Origin of the sequence: Streptomyces varsoviensis, from assembly GCF_000718635.1 — a bacterium.
GTDB lineage: Bacteria > Actinomycetota > Actinomycetes > Streptomycetales > Streptomycetaceae > Streptomyces > Streptomyces varsoviensis.
Window position 1 is genome coordinate 885,121 of record NZ_JOBF01000003.1, and the last position, 19,554, is coordinate 904,674.

The window sequence follows — 19,554 nt, forward strand, 5'->3', positions numbered from 1 at the left end:
ACAACAGGTCTAAACCAGTGAATGGTGTAGACCAAAATGCGGGCCGTCCCCTTTCCCCGAGCGCCCGCCTCACGTGGAGGAATCCGATGAGCACGGCCACCGCTACGGCCCCACCCGCGAAGAAGCGGGGGTCCGGGCTGTTCCAAGGACTGCAGAAGGTCGGCCGCAGTCTCCAGTTGCCGATCGCCGTTCTCCCCGCGGCCGGCATCCTGAACCGGCTCGGGCAGCCCGATGTCTTCGGCCCCGACGGACTGGGCTGGGACAAGGTCGCCAAGGTCTTCTCGGGCGCCGGCGGCATCCTGTTCGACTCCTCGCTCGGCCTGCCGCTGCTCTTCTGCATCGGCGTCGCCATCGGCTTCGCCAAGAAGGCCGACGGCTCGACGGCGCTCGCCGCGGTCACCGGGTTCCTCGTCTACTACTCGGTGATCCACCAGTTCCCCATCGCCTGCGCGGACGGCTCGAAGTTCGCCTCCACCAGCTCGCTCACCGGGGCCTGCATACCCGCTCACGGTGACGCCGTGGCCGCCTCGTACCAGAACCCCGGCGTGCTCGGCGGCATCATCATGGGGCTGCTCAGCGCGGTCCTGTGGCAGCGGTTCCACCGCACCAAGCTCGTCGACTGGCTGGGCTTCTTCAACGGCCGCCGTCTGGTGCCGATCATCATGGCGTTCGTCGGCACCGCCATGGGCGTGCTGGTCGTCGTCGGCTGGCAGCCGATCGGCGACGCGATCACCAGCTTCGGCGAGTGGATGACGGGGCTGGGCTCCGTCGGCGCGGGCCTCTTCGGCCTGATCAACCGCGCGCTGATCCCGGTCGGCATGCACCAGTTCGTCAACACCGTCTCCTGGTTCCAGCTCGGCGACTTCACCAACGCGGCGGGCCAGCTCGTACACGGCGACATCAACCGCTTCATGGCGGGCGACAAGAGCGCCGGCCTCTTCACCTCCGGCTTCTTCCCGATCATGATGTTCGGCCTGCCGGCCGCCGCCCTGGCCATCGCGCACTGCGCCCGCCCCGAGCGCCGCAAGGCCGTGCTGGGCATGATGCTCTCGCTGGCGCTGACCTCGTTCGTCACCGGCATCACCGAGCCGATCGAGTTCTCCTTCATGTTCATCGCCCCGCTGCTGTACGCGGTGCACGCGGTGCTGACGGCCCTGTCGATGAGCATCACCTGGGCGCTCGGCGTCCATGACGGCTTCACGTTCTCGGCCGGTCTGATCGACTACGCGCTGAACTGGAACCTCGCCACCAAGCCATGGATGATCATCCCGATCGGCCTGTGTTTCGCGGTGGTCTACTACGTGCTCTTCCGCTTCGTGATCACCAAGTTCAACCTCACCACCCCGGGCCGCGAACCCGAGGAAGAGGTCGAGGACCTCACCAAGGCGTAGCCACAGCGCGCTGAGAGGGCCCTGGAACCGGCTGGTTCCAGGGCCCTTTCAGCGTTCTCCTACAGCTCGTACACCGCCCCCGCCGTCGCCGCCTCGACCGGGCCGGCGAAGACGGATTCGGCGTCGCGGACATTGGTGACCGGGTCCGTCCACGGCGGGATGTGGGTGAGGACCAGCCGGCCCACGCGGGCGCGGGCGGCGATCTCGCCGGCCTCGCGGCCGTTGAGGTGGAGGTCGGGGATGTCCTCCTTGCCGTAGGTGAAGGAGGCCTCGCAGAGCAGCAGATCCGTGTCGGCGGAGAGGGTGTCGAGGGCGTCGCAGGGGCCGGTGTCGCCGGAGTAGGCGAGCGCCGCGGAGCCGTGCTCGACGCGGAAGCCGAACGCCTCGACGGGGTGGCGCATCCGCTCGGCGCGGACCGTGAACGGCCCGAGGCCGAAGGAGCCGGGCGCGAGGGTGCGGAAGTCGAAGACCTCGCTCATGCACTTGTCGTCGGGCACGTCGCCGTACGCGGTGGACAGCCGCTGCTCGGTGCCCTCCGGCCCGTACACGGGGATGGCGTCGGCGCGGCCGCCCTCGTGGCGGTAGTAGCGGGCGACGAAATAGCCGCACATGTCGATGCAGTGGTCCGCGTGCAGATGCGAGAGCAGTACGGCGTCGAGGTCGTAGAGACCGATGTGTCGCTGCATCTCGCCGAGGGCGCCATTGCCCATGTCGAGCAGCAGCCTGAAGCCGTCGGCCTCCACGAGGTAACTCGAACATGCCGATTCCGCGGACGGGAACGTCCCCGAGCATCCGACGACGGTGAGCTTCATACGGGCGTGAACCTCCGTGGGCTGGTTCCGGTCCGGGGGCCATGCGGTCCGTTGAGCGTAAGGCTCGAATGGGGCGGTAGCTCCTCCGCCGGGCTGCCTGTGGGCGATGTCACCGGTTAGGGTGCCCAGCCCCGGCGGCTCGGCACCTGCCGGCGAGGGTTCCGGGTACGGGCGGCGCCGCCCTGCGCGCGTACGACCCGGCCCCGCCGTCAGCGGCCCAGCGCGCCGAGGTCGCGGCAGCGCGGCAGCCCGGCGGTCAGCTCCAGGAAACCGTCGTGCAGCCGCCCGTTGGTCGCCAGCACCGACATGTCGCCGCTGAGCAGGAGGGCCGGGTCGGCGGGCGGTGCGGCTGAAGGGGCAGGGGGTGGAGTCATCCGCAGAGCCTGGCATGGCAGTGCCGGACCCGGCAGGGGTGGGTACGGTCGAAGGCGGGGCCGAGCGCGGAGATCCCAGAGACTTCAGGGACCCCGGGGATCACAGCGAAAGGAGGCGGGCACGGTGTCGTGGTGGCCGGTGATTCTGGTGGTGGCCGCGTTGGCGCTGGTGGCGGCGGTGGTGGACGGGCGCGGGCGGTCGCCCGGGTACCGGCCGCGGTGGCGCGGGCCGCGGAAGCGGAGCGGCGGCCCGCGCGCTACGGACGCCGCTACGCCCAGAGCTGACCGTGCAGCGTCTCGACCGCGGCCTCCGTCGTCTCGGCGGTGTAGACGCCCGTCGAGAGGTACTTCCAGCCGCCGTCGGCCACGATGAAGACGATGTCGGCGGCGCGCCCGGCCCGCTCCTCCTTGCGGGCCACGCCGAGCGCGGCGTGCAGGGCGGCACCCGTCGAGACGCCCGCGAAGATGCCTTCCTCCGCGAGGAGTTCGCGGGTGCGGCGCACCGCGTCCTCGGAGCCGACGGAGTAGCGGGTGGTGAGGACCGACTCGTCGTAGAGCTCGGGGACGAACCCCTCGTCCAGGTTGCGCAGCCCGTAGACGATGTCGTCGTAGCGCGGCTCGGCGGCGACGACGCTGATGCCGGGGACGTTCTCGCGCAGGTAGCGGCCGACGCCCATGAGCGTGCCCGTGGTGCCGAGGCCCGCCACGAAGTGGGTGATGGACGGCAGGTCGGCGAGGATCTCGGGGCCGGTGGTGGCGTAGTGCGCGCCCGCGTTGTCCGGGTTGCCGTACTGGTAGAGCATCACCCAGTCGGGGTGCTGCCCGGCGAGTTCCTTGGCGACCCGTACGGCCGTGTTGGAGCCGCCCGCCGCGGGCGAGGAGATGATCTCCGCGCCCCACATGGCGAGCAGTTGGCGCCGCTCCTCGCTGGTGTTCTCCGGCATGACGCACACGATGCGGTAGCCCTTGAGCTTGGCCGCCATGGCGAGCGAGATGCCGGTGTTGCCGCTGGTCGGCTCCAGGATGGTGCAGCCGGGGGTGAGCCGGCCGGCCTTCTCCGCCTGCTCGATCATGTGCAGGGCGGGGCGGTCCTTGACGGAGCCGGTGGGGTTGCGGTCCTCCAGCTTGGCCCAGACGCGGACGTCCGTGGCCGGTGAGAGCCGTGGCAGCCGTACGAGCGGGGTGTTCCCGACGGCCGCGAGCGGGCTGTCGTAGCGCATCAGCGCATGCCGCCCGCGACGGCCGGGAGGATCGTCACGCTGTCGCCGTCGCGCAGTTCCGTGGCGATGCCGCTGATGAAGCGGACGTCCTCGTCGTTGAGGTAGACGTTGATGAAGCGGCGCAGTTCGCCGCCGTCGACCAGGCGCTCGCGGATGCCGGGGTGGCGGCTGTCGAGGTCGGCGATGAGTTCGTCGAGCGTGGCCCCGCTGCCGTCGACGGCCTTCTGGCCGTCGGTGTAGGTGCGCAGGATGGTCGGGATGCGGACGTCGATGGCCATGGGTGTGCTCCTGTCGGAGTGCGGGAAGGGGCGTCGGACTGCGCGCGGCGGCGCGCCGTGGTGCTGGTGCGAGCGGACGCCGCGGCAATCAGGCGGCAGGGCGGCGCGGACACATCGCGCTGGCGAGGCGGCACAGGTCGACGTGCAGCCGCGCCACGAGCAGCGTGCCCGGCGTCTTCTCGCTCACGTCGTGGAAAACCATGGGCTCATCGTATCGATTCCCGTACCGCCGTCCGGGAGGTTGTCCCGGTATGCGGGCGCTTTGATCTCGTTGTACGGACGCGAGGGGCGTACGGGCGGTCGTACGGGCGGGGCGGCGGCCTTCGTCCCGCCCCCGTCCCGCCCGCACGGCCCCGCTCAGCGCACCTCGACGCTCAGCACGCCTCGACACGCAGTACGCCTGGACTCGATGCTCAGTACGCCTCGCCGCGGTGCTCAGTACGCCTCGACGATCTTGACGTCTTCCTCCGTGATCACACCGTCCACGATGCGGTACGAGCGGAAGGAGACGGGGCCCTCCTCGTTGCCGCACTCGGCGGTGGACACCAGCACATAGTGGGCGCCCGGCTCGTTGGCGTAGCTGACGTCCGTACGCGAGGGGTACGCCTCGGTCGCGGTGTGCGAGTGGTAGACGATGACGGGTTCCTCGTCGCGGTCGTCCATGTCGCGGTAGAGCTTGAGCAGGTCCGTGGAGTCGAACTCGTAGAACGTGGGCGAGCGCGCGGCGTTGAGCATCGGGATGAACCGCTCGGGGCGGTCGGCGCCCGCCGGGCCCGCGACCACTCCGCACGCCTCGTCGGGGTGGTCGGCGCGGGCGTGCGCCACGATCCGGTCGTGGAGGGCCTGGGTGATGGTCAGCATGGCGTCAGCATAAAAGGGCCCGCCCGTACCGATGAACGGTACGGGCGGGTCCGGATGCTGGACGTACGGCGAGGCGGCAGGAGAGGCGGCTTCCCCTCAGTCCCCCTGCCCGGTCCGCTCGGCCTCCCCGGCCGCCGTGCCCTGGGCGACGAGGACCGGGTGGCCCTTGCGTTCGAAGGCCTCTGGGTTGCGGGCCTTGAGCGCGAAGTACCCGATCACCAGGATCGCCGCCCACACCGGCGCCGCGTACAGGGAGACGCGGGCCTCCTTGTCGACGCCCATCAGGACGATCACCATCGCGATGAAGGCGAGCGCGAAGATGCTGGTCCAGGGGGCGCCGGGGGCCCGGAAGCTGGACTGCGGGAGCAGGCCGCGGCCGGCCAGCCGGCGGTAGCGCAGTTGGGAGAGGAGGATCATGATCCACGCCCACATGCCGGAGATGGTCGCGAACGAGACGACGTAGTTGAACGCCTCGCCGGGCCACTGGTAGTTGATCCACACGCCGACGAGCATCAGCGCCACGGACACCGCGGTGCCGCGCGTCGGCAGCCCGTTCCCGCTCAGGTAGTTGAAGATCTTCGGGCCCTGGCCGTTGCGGGAGAGGTCGCGGAGCATGCGGCCGGTGGAGTACATGCCGGAGTTGGCGGAGGAGAGCGCCGCGGTGAGCACCACGAAGTTGATGATGCCCGCACCGGCCGGCAGGCCGATCTTCGCGAACGCCGCGACGAAGGGGCTGGTGTCCGGCAGGAACACGGTCCAGGGGACCACGGACAGGATGATGATGAGCGCGCCGATGTAGAAGACGGCGATGCGCCAGGGCACGGTGTTGATGGCCTTGGGCAGGACCTTCTTCGGGTCGCTCGCCTCGCCCGCGGTGACGCCGACGAGTTCGACGGCGAGGAAGGCGAACATCACGATCTGAAGGGTCATCAACGTGCCGTGGATTCCGTGCGGGAAGAATCCGCCGTGGGACCAGAGGTTGGTGAAGGAGGCGGTGTCACCGGCCTTGGAGAAGCCGAGAGTTATCACGCCGAGGCCGATGAGGATCATGCCGATGATGGCCGTGACCTTGACCATCGAGAACCAGAACTCCAGCTCCCCGAAGAGCTTGACCGAGATCAGGTTGACGCCGAAGAGGATGACCGTGAAGACAAGGGCGGACACCCACTGCGGGATGTCCTTGTTCCAGTAATGCACATAAGTGGCCGCGGCGGTCACTTCCGTGATGCCGGTGACGACCCAGAAAAGCCAGTAGGTCCAGCCGGTGACAAACCCCCAGAACGGGCCGAGGAATTCTCGTGCGTACTCCGAGAAGGAACCCGACACCGGGCGGTACATGAGCAGTTCGCCCAGTGCCCGCATGATGAAGAAGATGACCAGACCCGCCGCGGCGTAGGCGAGGATCAGGCTGGGCCCGGCCTTGGTGATGGCCTTGCCCGCACCGAGGAAGAGGCCGGTGCCGATGGCGCCGCCGATGGCGATCATCTGGATCTGACGGTTGCCCAGTCCGCGCTGGTAACCCTCTTCGGAAGCTCCCTGGCCGCTTCCGTCCTGCTCTGCGGCTGCCGCACCCGCGGCGTGGTCCGCGACCTGCTCAGAGGTCATGGTGGTGCGCCTTTCTCCATAACGACCCGGTCTCTGCCCGGATCGGGTCCCGATCCCCCCGGATGGAGTTCCTGCGAGCCGACGGTCGGCCGGCGCGGCGCCCGCGTGCGACATGGGTGGCGTCGCGACGGCAGGTCGTGAAGATTTATCACGGCCGTGACGAGATCAACACCGCCGAATGTGGACCCGGCCACAGAAAAAGTAGGACAATTAGTCCGGAGTGTGGCGATAATTCCGACTACGGTGACGGGATCGTTATCCGGATTTGAGGGCCCGTTGAGCGAACGCCCCGCGCCGCTCCCCCGCCGCCCTCTCAACGCCCCCTCGGCCGTTTCTCCGGGCAAATCCGGAGCCCGACATACCGGCAAGCGGGCAGTACCTTCGCACCCCGCCATACCGGCAAACGGGCAGCGCCTTCGCGCCCCGCCATACCGGCGCCCCGGCCTATTGGGGCACCGGCACATCGGATTCAGGGCATAAGGGTTTCCACAAGCGTCTCCTGGAGCCCGCCGAGCCACAGATATGCCATGACCATCGGCTTGCGCGGATCGTCGTCCGGCAGCCGGAAGAGCATTTCGCTGTCGTCGTCGGCGGCGATCTCCAGCCGGGTCCCGATGGCCAGCCGCAGATCGTTGAGGGCGCCGAGCCACTGCCGGGACTCCTCGGGTCGCAGCTTGAGCACCGCGCCGCCGTCGCCCGCGGCCGTCACCGAGTCGAGCGAACGCACGACGGCCAGGGCGTCCTCACGCTTGCGGGTCCGCAGGTCGTTCTCGGTGAAGCGGCGGAACTCGGCGGACCGCTCGCGCGCCTCGTTCTCCTCGGCGGAGTCCGGCTTCACGTCCGGGCCGCCGTAGGCGTCCGGGAAGAGCCGGGCCAGCGCCGGGTCGGCGGGCGGTTCGCTCGGGCCCTCCGCGAAGAGCCGGGCCAGCGGGTCCTCGCCCTCGGGGCCGCTGTCGCCCGGCCCGATCAGCTCCAGGAGCTGCACGGCCAGGCTGCGCAGGATGGAGAGTTCGACCTCGTCGAGGGCGATGGCGGCCCCGCCGCCGGAAATCGGCTCGAAATGTCCGGTCATCAGCGGTCCTGCTGAAGCGTCGCCCACAGCCCGTAGCCGTGCATCGCCTGCACGTCGCGCTCCATCTCCTCGCGGCTGCCGCTCGACACGGTGGCGCGGCCCTTGTGGTGGACGTCCAGCATCAGCTTGTGCGCCTTGTCCTTGGAGTAGCCGAAGTACGACTGGAAGACGTACGTCACATAGCTCATGAGGTTCACGGGGTCGTTGTGTACGAGCGTGACCCAGGGGACGTCGGGCTCAGGCACCGCGGAGGGTGCCTCGCTCGACTCGGGACGTTCGATCTCGACCGGTGCGACGCTCACGGGTTCCATGCTGCCACCCCGGGTGGGCCATCGCACAAACGGTCCCTAGAAATCGTCACTCTGACGAGTATTCGGGGTAGCATCCGTTCAGCGCGGAAGCATCGCGAGCGCGGAGCACGGCAAGCACTAAGGGCACGAAAAAGCGAGGTAGGCCGAAGTGAACGCTGCGGACCTGGGGCTGCCGGTGGAGGTGCCGTCCACGGCCCTCTTCACCGACCGATACGAACTCACGATGTTGCAGGCCGCCCTGCGGGCCGGCACCGCCGACCGCCGCTCGGTCTTCGAGGTGTTCACCCGCCGGCTCCCCGAGGGGCGCCGGTACGGCGTCGTCGCGGGCACCGGCCGGGTGCTGGACGCCGTCGAGAACTTCCGCTTCGACAGCGCCGTACTCGACTTCATGGCCGAGCAGAAGATCGTCGACGAGCCGACCCTGGAATGGCTCGCCGACTACCGCTTCCGCGGCGACATCTGGGGCTACCCCGAGGGCGAGGTGTACTTCCCCGGCTCGCCGATCATGCGCGTCGAGGGCACCTTCGCCGAGGCGGTGCTGCTGGAGACGGTGATCCTCTCCATCCTCAACCACGACTCGGCGGTCGCCGCCGCGGCCTCCCGGATGTCGGTGGCCGCGGGCGACCGGCCGCTGATGGAGATGGGCGCGCGCCGCACCCACGAGCTGGCCGCCGTCGCCGCCGCCCGCGCCGCGTACGTCGGCGGCTTCGCCACCACCTCCGACCTCGCGGCCGGCTTCCGCTACAACATCCCGACCGTGGGCACCAGCGCGCACGCCTTCACCCTGCTGCACGACAGCGAGCGCGACGCCTTCACCGCACAGGTCGACTCGCTCGGCGGCCGTACGACCCTGCTGGTCGACACCTACGACGTCACCGAGGCCGTACGCACCGCCGTGGAGGTGGCCGGGCCGGAGCTGGGCGCGGTCCGCATCGACTCCGGCGACCTGCTGCTGATCGCGCACCGGGTACGCCAGCAGCTCGACGACCTGGGCGCGGACAAGACGAAGATCGTGGTGACCAGCGACCTCGACGAGTACGCGATCGCCTCGCTGGCCGCCGCGCCCGTGGACGCGTACGGGGTCGGCACCCAGCTCGTCACCGGCAGCGGCCACCCGACCTGCTCCATGGTCTACAAGCTGGTGGCCCGCGCCGACTCGAACGAGCCGGCGGGCCCGCTGCGCCCGGTGGCGAAGAAGTCCATGGGCGCGAAGTCCTCGGCCGGCGGCCGCAAGTGGGCGGCCCGCCGCCCCGACGCGGACGGCATCGCCGAGGCCGAGGTCGTGGGCACCGGCCCCGTCCCGGACGAGCTGGCCGGCCACCTGCTCCAGGTGCCGCTCGTGCGCGAGGGCGAGGTCGTCGCCCGCGAGCCGCTGGACGCCGCCCGCGACCGCCACATCCGGGCCCGCGCCGGGCTGCCGATGTCGGCGACGCAGCTCTCCCGGGGCGAGGCCGTGCTGCCGACGGAGTACGTGTGAGCGAGGCCGCACTGTCCGCGGGTGACGTGTGAGCGGGGCCGTACCGTCCATGGATGACGTGTGAGCGGGGCCGTACCGTCCATGGATGACGTGTGAGCGGGGCCGCTGCCGACAGAGTCCGCGCGAGCGGGCTCACGGAGTGTGTGCAAGGGGGCGCGCGGAGTACGCGGAGGGGGCGCAGGGCCGCTGAACACGCCCTTTGCCGCCGCGCCGCGCCAGCGGACGAGTCGGCGGGCGCGGCGGAGGGCAAGGTTCCGCCCGACGGGAACCGGTTGGTTCGAACGCCCTCTCCCGTAACGCCCCCGCACTCACTACCCTCGGTCACAACGAGTCGGTCCGCACGTTCCCCGAAAACCCCCCACCGCCCGAGGCCCCTGCCAAAGGATGCGCACCATGCACCGTGCATTGATCGTCGTTGACGTGCAGAACGACTTCTGCGAGGGCGGCAGCCTGGCCGTCGCGGGCGGCGCCGACGTCGCCGCCGGGATCACGGATCTCGTCGGCGAGGCCACCGCCGGATACCGCTACGTCGTCGCGACACGTGATCATCACATCGACCCCGGCGAGCACTTCTCCGCCCACCCGGACTACGAGAACTCCTGGCCCCCGCACTGCGTCGCCGGCACGGAGGGCAGCGGCTTCCACCCGAACTTCGCGCCCGCCGTCGCCTCCGGCGCCGTCGAGGCGGTCTTCGACAAGGGCGCCCACACGGCCGCGTACAGCGGCTTCGAGGGCGCGGACGAGAACGGCACACCGCTGGCCCAGTGGCTGCGGGACCGGGACGTCGCCGAGGTCGACATCGTCGGCCTCGCCACCGACCACTGCGTCCGGGCCACCGCCCTGGACGCGCGGCGCGAGCGCTTCACCACCCGCGTCCTGCTGGACCTGACCGCCGGCGTCTCCCGCCACACCACCGAGCGCGCCATGGAGGAGCTGCGGGACGCCGGCGTGGACCTGAGCGGCAAGCCCATCCTCCAGACCGGCTGACGAGCGCCCGCCCTCGGGGCGGGACGTAGCGGCCGTACGTACGAGAACAGGCCCCGCCGGACGTACGGGTACGGGCGCCAAGCGGGCACGGCCGGACCTACGAGCACGGACCCGGCCGGACCTACGAGCACGGGCGCGGGCGGGCCGAAGCGGGACGCGTCCCGCGGCTCGCTCGCGCCCGTACGAGCGCCTGCGCGCGAGGGCTAGTGGCTCGCGCCCGCGCGGTGGTCCGCCGGGCCGCGGAGCAGGCTGCGGATCGGGTGCCAGGACTCGGTGTCGTCGTCGGGCACGGACCGCCAGACGAGGCCGTCCGGGTGGTGCAGCACCGCCGTTATCTCGTCGGGCGTCGGCGGCTCGGTGTTGCCGCGCAGATAGACCGCGCGCAGCCCGAGGTTGCGGAGCCTGGTCAGGGCGCGCTGGCGGTTCACGGCGTGCACCAGAACCCGCACCCGCGCGCCCGGCACCCCACTGCCGCCGGGCGGGCTGGGCAGCGACAGAGCCACCACCACACTGCCCCCCGGAAGCTTGGCGAATCCGCCACCGGCCATGTGCATCAGAACCCCTTCATGAGACGTCGCGTCAATAAGAGCTTCACGGGAGGCATTCAAACGCTAACGGCGGCCGGCCGCTAGGGGGCAAAGAATCACACGCCGTTGACCTGCGCTGATGCAGATTTCTCGTGACGCGAACCACCCTGGAGGCCGACCGCGGGGCCGCCGCGCGACGCCTTAATGATCTTGTTCTGGCGGCGAGTGTCAGTAAGGATCACGCCATATGGCCGACCACCGGCCACCGCACCGGAAGGTCCGCCGGACGCCAGGCGCGCGGGGCGCGGAGTGCGGGGTGCGGGGTGCGGAGAGCCTGAAGGGGTTTCTCTTCGAAGTCTTTAGGCAAGACCTCGCCGTCGCCTTTCCGGCGGCCCGGCGCTCTCGGAAAATGAGAGTGTGCGCCGGGTCCGGGGATTACCCGAGAGCCCTTCACCGATGGCCGCGCGCGACGGAACTCTGCCCCCGGCCAGAGAACACACAGCGTTGATTTGTCGACTGTTCAAGCGGAGTTCACCGGACGCACCAGAGGGTGTGAAGATCGCGAATATCTTTTCGGTCTTCTCCGGTGCAAGTTCCGGTCAGCCGCCGCTGCCACCCGTAAGGATCTTCGGCGCACCGCGCCGTTCACGCTCCGCGCCGCGGGCACCCCCCGGTCGCGACGCGTCGCCGCGGCCGCCCCGGAAGCCGCCCCCACAGCCCCGTACGGCCCCCTCGGCACCCCGTCTGAGCTGCGGAAACAACATCGGTCTCAGCATCTCGGCCGAGCGTCGGCCGGCGCGGCTCCGGTCGGCGGGAGCGCCCCCCGGAGCGCGCTCGCCGCCGCGCTTCCGGCACCGGAGCCGGTGCTTCCCGTTGACTGCTGTTCGCTTGTGAGCACCCTTCTCCGGAAGAACTGGGAAGCCATTAGTCCCCTGTGACAGGAGAAAGGACTGATGCGCCTCGGCACCCGGACGGCCAGTGCGGTACCTGGCCTTTGCGTTACGAATATCGGACATCAACAGACGCGCCCATCCCATGCGCGGGATGGCCGAATGATTCCGTGCGCCCCCCATGCATCGGTACCGTGTGTTAGGTCATGCTTACCAGCAGTTCCATGGGGGCAGACAGCCCCGTAGAGTCGTTTTGCGGTACGCATTGTCGACTCTCCCCCTAAATCGAAGCCCCGAGGACGGATCACCGCCATGCCGCGTCCGACTCCCGCACAGATCGCCTATGGTTCGGCCACTGTCGTCATCTCCGCCCTCGCGATGCTGCTTCTGTCGCAGACGCGAACGGGTCTGGGGGTCGGAGTGGTCGCCGTCGCCGCCCTCGCGCTCGGGCTCCTCGTCGCCGTGACCGTGCCGCTCCCGCGCACGGCCGCCCGCGCGGCGCGGGCCAACGAGCCGCAGACCACCGCCGCGCCGGGCAGCGCCGCGGCGTCCGCGCCCCCGGCCGTGTCGTTCGCCGCGCGCCGGGTGACCGGCCGCCGCGCCCCCGCGCGCGCCGGTGGTTCACGGATCAGGGAGCACTCCCTGCGCCGCTGAGCGACAAAACGTTTTGTCCTCCTGGTCCACGCCCGTACCGCACGCCCGTGACGCGTCCCCGTGACGCGCCCCCCGCATCACCGCGCGGCGACCACCACGGTCCTGGCTCCCTTGTCGTGCAGGCACTGCTGATAGGGCTTGTCCCAGGTGCACCACAGGACATTGACCAGCCAGAAGATGAAGCCGCAGCACGGCACGATCTCCGGCAGCGAGTAGACGGCGGCCCGCGCCCAGCCGGGCCGGCCCGCCGGAACCGCGCCGTTCTCCAGCATCGCCACGCGGATCTTCATCATCCGTTTGCCGACGGTCTGGCCCCGGCTGGTGAGCATCAGACCCTCGTAGACGAAGTAGACGACGGAGATGATGACCGACAGGCTCGTCGACTTGACGGTGTCCTCGGTCGGGTCGTAGCCGCCGGTCACCAGCGAGACGATGACGCTGACCGGGATGCCGACGATGAGCCCGTCGATGATGCGGGCCACGAGCCGCCGGCCCCGGCCCGCGAGGGGCGGCATCCCCGCCAGCGGATTGCCCGCCCCGAACTGAGCGCCGTACGGATCGCCGGGCCCGCCCCCGCCGTACGGGCCACCCCCGTACGGACCGCCGGGGCCGCCCCCGCCGTACGGACCATTGCCGCCGTACGGACCACCGCCCCCGTCGCCGTACGGTCCACCGCCCCCGCCGGCCGGCGCGCCCGCGTCATACGGCGGGGGCGGAGGGGCGGAAGGCGGCGGTTCCTGCGGCTTCTTGCGGAACGGGTCATCCTCGGGCGGCCGCGCCTGGTCGCTACTCATGGACCCAGTAGACCGGCCCGGGAAGGCCATCGCATCCGGCTGGTGCCGACCGGGTGGAAATCGAGCCGCCTCGAACGACCGCCTCCGGCACGCCCGCCCGGCCCTGCCCCGCCCCGGGCCGCTCGGCAGGACCGCCCGCTCGACGGGGCCGGCCGCTCAGTGGGACCAGTCGACCGACGCTCGGGCGGGCCGAGCGCCCCCGCTCCCCGCCCGGTTCCGCTCAGCGGGCCCGTGCCACGAAGGTGTGCGCCGCCTTGTCGTGCCAGCACTGCCGCCACGGCCGGTCGAACAGACACCACAGGACGTTCACGACGCCGACCACCAGCAGGCCCAGCACGCCGTACACCAGCCACCGGCGCAGCGCCGCCCCGAACGACGGCGTGTCGTGGCCCTCGATGCTCAGCACCCGCACCCCGCAGAGCTTCTTGCCCAGCGTGCGGCCCCACTTGGCGGTGGGCAGCGCCTCGTACACGACCCCCGCCAGCAGCAGCACGGCCAGCACGATGCCGAGGCAGGCCCCGGTCGTGCCGTCCAGCAGCCAGACCGTCACGGTCTCGCCGGACTGCTTGGCGCCTTCGAGCTTGCCGTCGATGTGGTCGGCGGCCTTCGCCCACAACGGCACGGCGGCAGCGGCCACGACCGCCCCGAGCACCGCCGAGTCGATCAGCCGCGCGCCGAGGCGGCGGCCGAGCCCGGCGGGCCGGCCCTGCGCCTGCGCCGCCTGGAGGAAGGGGTTGTCGACCGGCGGCTTCCACGGAATGACGCCTTCCGGCGGCGCGCTCGGGGCGGTCGCCGCGGCCGGACCAGTAGAGGGAGCGGGCCCGGTGGCCGCGGCCGGGCCGTACACGCCCGCGTGCGCCCCCTCGGGCCGCGGTGCCGACCACGCGGGGCTGCCACCGCCGCCCTGAGCGGGCACCAGCCCCTGCGGCGGCGGCTGTACGGGCTGAGGGGCCGGCGCGTGCGCCGCACGGGCCTCGGGGGCATCCGCACCAGGTCCGTACCCGCCGTTCGGCCCCGCCCACGGCTCGGGGCCCGGCTCGGCGGTACGTACGGGCGGCTGGGCGGCGGGCCCGGCGGCAGGCGCGCCGCCCGCGCTCTCGCCGTTGCGAACGGGTGCGGCGGCATCGGCGCGGTCCGCCGGGGCGGGCCAGACGACATCGTCGGGCGCGGTCCGCGCGCCGGGCGCACGCCCTGCCGCCTCCTCGTGGCGTTCGGCGGCGCCGGGGCCGTCCGGCGCCCAGGAGTTCCAGCGGTCCGGCTCGGGGCCGAACCCGTTCCCGCGTGCGCCGTCGTGCGGGCGCCGCGGGTCCTCCCGGACGGGGGCGGGCCCGGACTGCCGGGGCCGTACGTCCGCGGCGGCGGCGCGCGGCAGCGGCTCCGGCTCCGGCTCCTCGTCGAGGAACATCGGCCCGGTCTCCTCGGGCCGCCCGACGGCGGGCCGCGCGGCCTCCTCCGCGGGGCCGGCGTCAGCACGACCGGCGTCAGCACGACCGGAGTCAGCACGGCCGGAGTCGACGCGACCGGCCTCAGCGCGACCGGCCTCCGAACGCGCGGCCTCCGCACGACCGGCCTCGGGCTGACGCGTCTCGGGACGGGCAGTCTCGGCGTGGGCCGTCTCGGGACGGGCCGTCTCGGACGTGCGCAGCGCCGACGATGCCGCGGGCGGGGCGAGGGCCGGCGGCGGGGCCGCGTTCGCGGGGGCGGCCGGCATCTCCTCGCCGGCCGCCGGGGCGGGCCGGCTGGTGCCGGGGACCCACGCGGCGCCGTTCCAGTACCGGATGTAGCCGGGGATGGACGGGTCCGGATAGAAGCCGGGGGTGGGGCTGCCGTCGGCTGATCCTGAGGTAGACGCGCTCATGATGTCCGATGTCCCGTATCTGTTCGGCCGTGCTGTGTCGTGTGGTGCTCGGTGGGGCGTAAGCAGTCTGCCGCACCGGGGCGAGGAGGTGTAGAGCGCTCGGCCCTCCGCGCCCTCGGCGCTCGGTACCGCGGTGCCTCGTGACCTCAATGCACACAACGCAACCGGGTGCGCGGGGAACAGGTCTACCAGAAGGGCCGAGCACTCGGGGCCGACCGGCCGGAGCACCACTCGCACGTGCGAGCCGGAAGATATTCGGAATGTTTTCGGGAAGTCGCGTAATGGCGTGGGGGGCAGCGCGCTCTATCCGGTGCGGGCCCGTTCACAGGGGCTGCGCACCGAGAGATACAGAGCAGAGAGGGCGCACTTCATGCACACCGTGGTGGAACGAGAGCTGGAGCTCAACCTGGTGCTGTCGCCGGAGCGCAGCATCCCCGTACCGGCCCGTATGTCCTACCGGACCGACGACCCGTTCGCCGTCCACATCAGCTTCCATGTCACCTCGGACTCCCCCGTGAACTGGACGTTCGCCCGCGAGCTGCTGGTGGAGGGGGTCTTTCGGCCGTGCGGGCACGGGGACGTGCGGGTGTGGCCGACAAAGGTCGACGGCCGCAGCATCGTCTGCATGGCGCTGTCGTCCCCGGACGGCGACGCGCTCCTGGAGGCGCCCGCCTCGGCGGTCTCGGCGTGGCTGGAGCGGACGCTGCGCGCGGTGGCGCCGGGCTCGGAGCACGAGCGGCTCGCCATCGACGACGCACTGCGCGAACTGCTGGCCCCCACCCCGGGCGACGACCTCTGGCTGCGCGGGCCGTGGCCGTCGGACGAGTCGCCGGAGGCGGGGGCGTAGCGGGCCGCCGCCCGTGGGCGGCGGCGGGTGGTCACTCATCCTTGATGTAGGGGTGGGTCAGGAACTCGATGGCGTGTCCGTCCGGGTCGTCGACGTAGACGCCCCGGCCCTTGTTCCGGTGGTTGATCTGCTGGGGCTCGGTGTGGAAGGGGTCGCCCCAGTAGGGGAGTTCGCGGTCCTTGATGCGGGCGAAGATCTCGTCGAACTCGTCCTCGGAGACGAGGAAGGCGAGGTGCTGGGGCACGATCTTCAGGCCCTCGGGGAGGTGGTCGTCGGCGTAGTCGACGGTGACGTCGTTGGAGAGCTTGACCTCGGCGAACGGGCCGAAGGACGTCGGCTCCGGCGCGCCGAGGAGTTCGGTGACGAAGCGGGCGGAGGCGAAGCGGTCGGAGCTGTGCACGATCAGGTGGTTGAGTTGCGCGGGCACGGAACCTCCAAGGCGATGGATGCCGTCATTTCCGGTTACTCGGTGCGCTTACGACGGTACGGTCGGCAGTCGCGGCGCGCATCGGGCTTCCGGACGAATCCGGCCGATTCGCCGGTTCCGGCGTCCTACGTCCCGCGCCCTAAACCCCTGGCCGGTGGGGAGGGGCGGGCGGCCGCGGCCGTCCGCCTCCCGCGCTCCCGCGATGCCCCTGGCCCGGGAAGCCGTGGTCACAGGGGGCCGCTCGCAGGGCCGCGGTCAACCGGCCCCGCTCACAGGACCTTGCCCGGATTCAGGATGCCGAGCGGGTCGAAGGTGTGCTTGATGCCGCGCTGCATCTCCAGGCCGACCGGGCCCAGCTCGCGGGCGAGCCAGTCGCGCTTGAGGAGGCCGACGCCGTGTTCGCCGGTGATCGTGCCGCCGAGGTCGAGGCCGAGGGCCATGATCTCGTCGAAGGACTCCCGCGCTCGGCGGGCCTCGTCGGCGTCGGCGGGGTCGAAGCAGACGGTGGGGTGGGTGTTGCCGTCGCCGGCGTGCGCGCAGACGCCGATGGTCAGGCGGTGTTTCGCGGCGATGGCGGCGATGCCCTCGAAGATGTCGGCGAGGCGGGAGCGGGGCACGCACACGTCGTCGATCATCGTGGCGGACTTGACGGCTTCCAGGGCGGTGAGGGTCAACCGGCGCGCCTTGAGCAGCAGTTCGGACTCGGCCTCCGTGTCGGCCGGTACGACCTCGGTGGCGCCGGCCTCGGTGCACAGGGCGCCGACGGCCGCGAGGTCGGCGGCGGGGTCGGGGGTGTCGAAGGCGGCGAGCAGGAGCGCTTCGGTGGTCTCGGGCAGGCCCATGCGGGCGTACGCGTTGACGGCCCGTACGGAGGTGCGGTCCATGAGTTCGAGCAGCGAGGGGGCGTGGCCGCGGGCCATGATGGCGCAGACGGCGGCGCAGGCGGCGGCCGTGGAGGGGAACTCCGCGGCGAGCACGAGCTGGCGGGGCGGCGCGGGCTTGAGGGCGAGCACGGCCCGTACGACGATGCCGAGGCTGCCCTCGGAGCCGACGAAGAGGCGGGTGAGGTCGTAGCCGGCGACGCCCTTGGCGGTGGTGCGGCCGGTGCGCAGCAGGCGGCCGTCGGCGAGGACGACGTCGAGGCCGAGGACGTAGTCGGCGGTGACGCCGTACTTGACGCAGCACAGGCCGCCGGAGGCGGTGCCGATGTTGCCGCCGATGGTGCACTCCTCCCAACTGGAGGGGTCGGGCGGGTAGGCGAGGCCGTGTTCGGCGACGGCGCGGGAGAGTTCGGCGTTGACGACGCCGGGTTCGACGACGGCGGTCCGGTCGACGGCGTTGATCTCGATGATCTTGTTCATGGCGGTGAGGGACAGTACGACGCAGCCCTCTATGGCGTTGGCCGCGCCGGACAGGCCCGTGCGGGCGCCCTGCGGCACGACGGGTACGCGCAGGGCGGTGGCGGTGCGCATGACGTGCCGCACCTGGTCGACGGTGCGCGGCAGGACGACCGCGGCGGGCCGCCCGGCCGGGCAGAAGCTGGCCATGTCGTTGGCGTAGGAGCGGGTGATGTCGGGGTCCGTGAGGACCGCTTCGGCGGGAAGGCCGTCGCACAGGAGTTTGATCACGTCGCCGTCCATGGTCCTCACCCTGGCACTCCGGGGGCCGGTAGGGAAGATCGCACCAGCGGTCGGCGCCGCGCCTTCCGGCTCCCCGGCTTCCCGGCTATCCGGCCGCTTGGTCCTGACCTGCCCTCAGCGGCCGCCCCACTGGTAGATCGAGTACGCGCGGCCCCGGGTGGGCCCGGTGGCGAACCCCATGCACAGCCGGGGCGCGGCGGCGCTCCCGATGATGGCGAGCCCTTCCGGTTCGCGCGGGTGGAGGGACTTCCCCGCGAGGATGCGGGCCTCCTGTACGACCTCTCCGCTGCGCATGTCGATGCAGAAGAGGCGGGTGTTGCCGCCGGAGGGGCGCGGGTTCTTCGGGCCGTAGGCGCTGCCGAGCAGTTGGTAGGCGTAGTCGCCGCGGACGGCCATCCCCTGGTAGGGCAGGTGCAGTCCGGTGCCGGGCTGGGCGAAGTCGGCGAGCGGGTCGAACTCGCGGTCGATGAAGGCGTCGAGGTCGTAGAGGGCGTAGCGGGGCTTGCCCTGCTTGAGGTAGCGCAGCAGCAGCCGGCCGGTGGTGAGGTCGATGGCCGGGTAGTTGCCGGTGGTGCCGGGTTTGGGGCGGTATCCGGCGGGGGCGGCGCGGCCGGTGGTGAGCACGGAACCCTCGGCGTAGGCGATGCGGGCGACGCCGCGCCCGTAGCCGCTGCTGGGGTGGGCGTCCCACTCGGTCCACAGTTCGGCGGCGCGTCCGTCGGGGTCGACGCCGATCGTGCCGCCGTGGCCGAAGCCCTTGAGGAACATCCGGCCGAGCCGTCTGCCGCTGGTCGAGAGGCGGTTGAGGCAGAGGTCGCCGTGGCGCTGCCGCTCGGCGTGCGAGTACGCGCGCGGTTCGCCGCGGAGCCGGACGCCGCCCTCCATCACCTGGAGGGCGTAGAGGTGGCCGCGGGCCTCGTCGAAGCCGAAGGACTGCAGGACGGTGGTGTGGTGGAGTTTCGCGCCGTGGATCAGGCGGGTGGGGTTCTTGGAGAAGTCGATCCAGGGGGGTTCCGCGCGGCCGGCGGGTTCCGCGCGGGCGCCGGGCACCGTGCGTACGGGCACGCTGCGCACGGCGGGCTCCGCGCGCAGGGCGCCTTCGGCGCGTACGGCGGCCTCGGCGCGTACGACGGCTTGGGCGCGTACGGGCCCGGCGGCGGCTCGCGCGGCGGGGCCGTCCAGCGTGGTGAGCACGGCCGCCGCCGAGAACGCCCCGCCGAGCCCGAGGAGCCGTCTGCGGCCGAGCAGCCGCTCCTGGCCCAATTCTTGGCCCCGGCCTTGACCCTGGCTTTCCTCCCCGCCCCGGTCCTGCCCATGGCCCTGGCCCTGGCCCTGGCCCCGCAGTTGCATACGCCCCATTCGATACTGCCCTCTCTCGCGTCTCTCGTTTCCCTGTGGTTCGGTCCAGTGCATGACCGGGATCGGGGTGCGGGGTGCGCGTCGAGGGGGAAGTTCATCCGTATGAGAGACGGGGGCGGCGCAGGGCGGATACGGCGAGCGGGCCGGAACCCGTGGTTCCGGCCCGCTCG

The 19,554-nt window shown here is 71.5% G+C and carries 20 protein-coding genes; 5 read left to right on the top strand and 15 right to left on the bottom strand.

Going from position 1 to position 19,554, the window contains the following annotated elements; genetic code table 11:
- The first annotated feature begins 86 nt into the window (after nucleotides 1-86).
- Nucleotides 87-1,391, top strand: coding sequence for a PTS transporter subunit EIIC (locus IF55_RS08325; RefSeq protein WP_030875184.1), 1,305 nt, complete (start codon nucleotides 87-89; stop codon nucleotides 1,389-1,391).
- A 59-nt stretch (nucleotides 1,392-1,450) separates the two neighbouring features.
- Here IF55_RS08325 and IF55_RS08330 read toward each other — a convergent pair whose 3' ends face one another.
- The 9 genes from IF55_RS08330 to clpS form a co-directional block, all read right to left on the bottom strand.
- Complete coding sequence (locus IF55_RS08330; protein ID WP_030875182.1) at nucleotides 1,451-2,203, bottom strand: MBL fold metallo-hydrolase; 753 nt, start codon at nucleotides 2,201-2,203, stop codon at nucleotides 1,451-1,453.
- A 209-nt stretch (nucleotides 2,204-2,412) separates the two neighbouring features.
- Complete coding sequence (locus IF55_RS38305; protein ID WP_211269953.1) at nucleotides 2,413-2,577, bottom strand: hypothetical protein; 165 nt, start codon at nucleotides 2,575-2,577, stop codon at nucleotides 2,413-2,415.
- Nucleotides 2,578-2,846: 269 nt separating this feature from the next.
- Complete coding sequence (locus IF55_RS08335; protein WP_030875179.1) at nucleotides 2,847-3,797, bottom strand: PLP-dependent cysteine synthase family protein; 951 nt, start codon at nucleotides 3,795-3,797, stop codon at nucleotides 2,847-2,849.
- Nucleotides 3,797-4,075, bottom strand: a complete 279-nt coding sequence (locus IF55_RS08340) for a MoaD/ThiS family protein (protein ID WP_030875175.1) — start codon at nucleotides 4,073-4,075, stop codon at nucleotides 3,797-3,799. The genes IF55_RS08335 and IF55_RS08340 overlap by 1 nt, the downstream gene beginning before the upstream one ends.
- An 88-nt stretch (nucleotides 4,076-4,163) precedes the next feature.
- Entirely contained in the window at nucleotides 4,164-4,277 is a 114-nt protein-coding gene (locus IF55_RS41340) for a putative leader peptide (RefSeq protein ID WP_342668287.1), read from the bottom strand.
- Nucleotides 4,278-4,510: 233 nt separating this feature from the next.
- On the bottom strand, nucleotides 4,511-4,936 hold the full coding sequence (locus tag IF55_RS08345) for a M67 family metallopeptidase (protein ID WP_030875170.1): 426 nt from the start codon (nucleotides 4,934-4,936) through the stop codon (nucleotides 4,511-4,513).
- 96 nt (nucleotides 4,937-5,032) lie between these two features.
- On the bottom strand, nucleotides 5,033-6,541 hold the full coding sequence (locus IF55_RS08350) for an amino acid permease (protein ID WP_030875168.1): 1,509 nt from the start codon (nucleotides 6,539-6,541) through the stop codon (nucleotides 5,033-5,035).
- A gap of 469 nt (nucleotides 6,542-7,010) precedes the next feature.
- Entirely contained in the window at nucleotides 7,011-7,613 is a 603-nt protein-coding gene (locus IF55_RS08355; protein WP_030875164.1) for a DUF2017 domain-containing protein, read from the bottom strand.
- Nucleotides 7,613-7,924, bottom strand: coding sequence for an ATP-dependent Clp protease adapter ClpS (gene clpS / locus IF55_RS08360; protein WP_078643832.1), 312 nt, complete (start codon nucleotides 7,922-7,924; stop codon nucleotides 7,613-7,615). Before clpS ends, IF55_RS08355 begins: the two co-directional genes overlap by 1 nt.
- Nucleotides 7,925-8,072: 148 nt before the next feature.
- Between clpS and IF55_RS08365 the strand changes: the two genes are divergently transcribed.
- The gene (locus tag IF55_RS08365; RefSeq protein ID WP_030875156.1) at nucleotides 8,073-9,401 is read left to right on the top strand and encodes a nicotinate phosphoribosyltransferase; all 1,329 of its coding nucleotides are present in this window, start codon (nucleotides 8,073-8,075) and stop codon (nucleotides 9,399-9,401) included.
- 393 nt (nucleotides 9,402-9,794) lie between these two features.
- A complete protein-coding gene (locus tag IF55_RS08370) occupies nucleotides 9,795-10,388 on the top strand; it encodes an isochorismatase family protein (RefSeq protein WP_030875153.1) in 594 nt (197 codons plus the stop codon).
- Between the two features lie 203 nt (nucleotides 10,389-10,591).
- Here IF55_RS08370 and IF55_RS08375 read toward each other — a convergent pair whose 3' ends face one another.
- The gene (locus tag IF55_RS08375; protein ID WP_030875150.1) at nucleotides 10,592-10,936 is read right to left on the bottom strand and encodes a hypothetical protein; all 345 of its coding nucleotides are present in this window, start codon (nucleotides 10,934-10,936) and stop codon (nucleotides 10,592-10,594) included.
- 1,181 nt (nucleotides 10,937-12,117) lie between these two features.
- Between IF55_RS08375 and IF55_RS08380 the strand changes: the two genes are divergently transcribed.
- Entirely contained in the window at nucleotides 12,118-12,459 is a 342-nt protein-coding gene (locus IF55_RS08380; protein ID WP_030875146.1) for a hypothetical protein, read from the top strand.
- A gap of 77 nt (nucleotides 12,460-12,536) precedes the next feature.
- Here IF55_RS08380 and IF55_RS08385 read toward each other — a convergent pair whose 3' ends face one another.
- Nucleotides 12,537-13,253, bottom strand: coding sequence for an RDD family protein (locus tag IF55_RS08385; protein WP_030875143.1), 717 nt, complete (start codon nucleotides 13,251-13,253; stop codon nucleotides 12,537-12,539).
- Between the two features lie 220 nt (nucleotides 13,254-13,473).
- Complete coding sequence (locus tag IF55_RS08390) at nucleotides 13,474-15,111, bottom strand: RDD family protein (protein ID WP_030875141.1); 1,638 nt, start codon at nucleotides 15,109-15,111, stop codon at nucleotides 13,474-13,476.
- 370 nt (nucleotides 15,112-15,481) lie between these two features.
- On the opposite strand from IF55_RS08390, the gene IF55_RS08395 reads away from it, so the two are divergent.
- The gene (locus IF55_RS08395) at nucleotides 15,482-15,958 is read left to right on the top strand and encodes an SsgA family sporulation/cell division regulator (protein ID WP_030875139.1); all 477 of its coding nucleotides are present in this window, start codon (nucleotides 15,482-15,484) and stop codon (nucleotides 15,956-15,958) included.
- Nucleotides 15,959-15,989: 31 nt separating this feature from the next.
- Here IF55_RS08395 and IF55_RS08400 read toward each other — a convergent pair whose 3' ends face one another.
- The 3 genes from IF55_RS08400 to IF55_RS41165 all read right to left on the bottom strand — a co-directional run bounded on the left by IF55_RS08400 (nucleotide 15,990) and on the right by IF55_RS41165 (nucleotide 19,375).
- Nucleotides 15,990-16,385: a VOC family protein gene (locus IF55_RS08400; RefSeq protein ID WP_030875136.1), complete on the bottom strand. Its 396-nt coding sequence runs from the start codon at nucleotides 16,383-16,385 to the stop codon at nucleotides 15,990-15,992.
- A gap of 269 nt (nucleotides 16,386-16,654) precedes the next feature.
- Nucleotides 16,655-18,025 carry an FAD-binding oxidoreductase gene (locus IF55_RS08405; RefSeq protein ID WP_030875135.1) on the bottom strand — a complete coding sequence of 457 codons (1,371 nt, stop codon included), beginning with the start codon at nucleotides 18,023-18,025 and terminating at the stop codon, nucleotides 16,655-16,657.
- A 114-nt stretch (nucleotides 18,026-18,139) separates the two neighbouring features.
- Nucleotides 18,140-19,375: a phage baseplate protein gene (locus tag IF55_RS41165; RefSeq protein WP_157854250.1), complete on the bottom strand. Its 1,236-nt coding sequence runs from the start codon at nucleotides 19,373-19,375 to the stop codon at nucleotides 18,140-18,142.
- Nucleotides 19,376-19,554 lie beyond the last annotated feature (179 nt).

What these genes read in the sequence shown, in the direction of transcription:
- IF55_RS38305 (WP_211269953.1), bottom strand. Translation starts at nt 2,577, where the DNA reads ATGACTCCACCCCCTGCCCCTTCAGCCGCACCGCCCGCCGACCCGGCC.
- clpS (WP_078643832.1), bottom strand. Translation starts at nt 7,924, where the DNA reads ATGGAACCCGTGAGCGTCGCACCGGTCGAGATCGAACGTCCCGAGTCG.
- IF55_RS08370 (WP_030875153.1), top strand. Translation starts at nt 9,795, where the DNA reads ATGCACCGTGCATTGATCGTCGTTGACGTGCAGAACGACTTCTGCGAG.
- IF55_RS08395 (WP_030875139.1), top strand. Translation starts at nt 15,482, where the DNA reads ATGCACACCGTGGTGGAACGAGAGCTGGAGCTCAACCTGGTGCTGTCG.
- IF55_RS08405 (WP_030875135.1), bottom strand. Translation starts at nt 18,025, where the DNA reads ATGGACGGCGACGTGATCAAACTCCTGTGCGACGGCCTTCCCGCCGAA.
- IF55_RS08380 (WP_030875146.1), top strand. Translation starts at nt 12,118, where the DNA reads ATGCCGCGTCCGACTCCCGCACAGATCGCCTATGGTTCGGCCACTGTC.
- IF55_RS08325 (WP_030875184.1), top strand. Translation starts at nt 87, where the DNA reads ATGAGCACGGCCACCGCTACGGCCCCACCCGCGAAGAAGCGGGGGTCC.
- IF55_RS08345 (WP_030875170.1), bottom strand. Translation starts at nt 4,936, where the DNA reads ATGCTGACCATCACCCAGGCCCTCCACGACCGGATCGTGGCGCACGCC.
- IF55_RS08390 (WP_030875141.1), bottom strand. Translation starts at nt 15,111, where the DNA reads ATGAGCGCGTCTACCTCAGGATCAGCCGACGGCAGCCCCACCCCCGGC.
- IF55_RS08375 (WP_030875150.1), bottom strand. Translation starts at nt 10,936, where the DNA reads ATGGCCGGTGGCGGATTCGCCAAGCTTCCGGGGGGCAGTGTGGTGGTG.
- IF55_RS08385 (WP_030875143.1), bottom strand. Translation starts at nt 13,253, where the DNA reads ATGAGTAGCGACCAGGCGCGGCCGCCCGAGGATGACCCGTTCCGCAAG.
- IF55_RS08340 (WP_030875175.1), bottom strand. Translation starts at nt 4,075, where the DNA reads ATGGCCATCGACGTCCGCATCCCGACCATCCTGCGCACCTACACCGAC.
- IF55_RS08335 (WP_030875179.1), bottom strand. Translation starts at nt 3,797, where the DNA reads ATGCGCTACGACAGCCCGCTCGCGGCCGTCGGGAACACCCCGCTCGTA.
- IF55_RS41165 (WP_157854250.1), bottom strand. Translation starts at nt 19,375, where the DNA reads ATGCAACTGCGGGGCCAGGGCCAGGGCCAGGGCCATGGGCAGGACCGG.
- IF55_RS41340 (WP_342668287.1), bottom strand. Translation starts at nt 4,277, where the DNA reads ATGGTTTTCCACGACGTGAGCGAGAAGACGCCGGGCACGCTGCTCGTG.
- IF55_RS08330 (WP_030875182.1), bottom strand. Translation starts at nt 2,203, where the DNA reads ATGAAGCTCACCGTCGTCGGATGCTCGGGGACGTTCCCGTCCGCGGAA.
- IF55_RS08350 (WP_030875168.1), bottom strand. Translation starts at nt 6,541, where the DNA reads ATGACCTCTGAGCAGGTCGCGGACCACGCCGCGGGTGCGGCAGCCGCA.
- IF55_RS08355 (WP_030875164.1), bottom strand. Translation starts at nt 7,613, where the DNA reads ATGACCGGACATTTCGAGCCGATTTCCGGCGGCGGGGCCGCCATCGCC.